The organism is Endozoicomonas atrinae (genome assembly GCF_001647025.1).
In the GTDB taxonomy this organism is placed as follows: Bacteria; Pseudomonadota; Gammaproteobacteria; order Pseudomonadales; family Endozoicomonadaceae; genus Endozoicomonas; species Endozoicomonas atrinae.
The window spans coordinates 1-733 of sequence record NZ_LUKQ02000683.1 but is presented as its reverse complement, the minus strand read 5'-3'; the positions used below and the strand labels follow the sequence as shown (position 1 = coordinate 733).

Sequence of the window (733 nt, the reverse complement as noted above, 5' to 3'; positions counted from 1 at the left end):
GATCATCCTGAGTTTTAATCTGACTGGCTATTTGATCTACCAGTTTTTCGTTGATTTCAACGCTCATTGTTATTCTCCATTTTGGAGTATTAACGACAAGCGTTTACACAATTTAAATTACATTCCCTCACTGTCCGAATCATGGATGAGGCAAATCCACCGTAATCTGTCAGGAAAAACCCAAAACCCCAGTTCATAATGGCACTAATGCTTCTCTCCTTTCTTTCACGTTTATATTGTCCCCCTAGGGTAGACGACTTAATGTCTGCATCCGGTAAGCATTCAGTAAGCTAATAACTGCAATCGGTCGTGCCGTAGAAACCGGTTGTCAATAACCCCACTTTGACCTCTGTACGCAGCGTTGATAGTGTATAAATGTGGTTGATAGAAACCCGCTCGCTGTAGCAGTTCTCCCTGCCTGCTCCCGGTCCTAGTACGGCAGGGAGATTGTTCAGTCAGGGGGCACCGCCGCTCTCCAATACCTCGATGATCTCCCATACTTTTTCAGCCTGAACCAACAGCAGGATATAACGGCTGATATTGCCCTTGTCCCGGACAAAATGAGCTCTTTCCATCAGCAGGTTATAATCTTTTCTCAGCTGTCGCGTTGGGCAGGTACTGAACAGAGTGAACATTGCTCCTCCAAAACTGTGATTGAATAGCAGGATTCTGCGGTGCCTTTCGACACTGATAGGGAGAGGAGGTTTCTACAGAGATCGATAATCCGAAGAGA

The 733-nt window shown here is 45.7% G+C and carries 1 protein-coding gene; it reads right to left on the bottom strand.

Features of this window, described 5'->3' with window-relative positions; translation table 11 throughout:
• Positions 1-455 precede the first annotated feature (455 nt).
• Positions 456-635 (bottom strand): DUF6435 family protein, encoded by a 180-nt coding sequence (locus AK963_RS30035; protein ID WP_066018839.1) that lies wholly within the window; start codon positions 633-635, stop codon positions 456-458.
• Positions 636-733 lie beyond the last annotated feature (98 nt).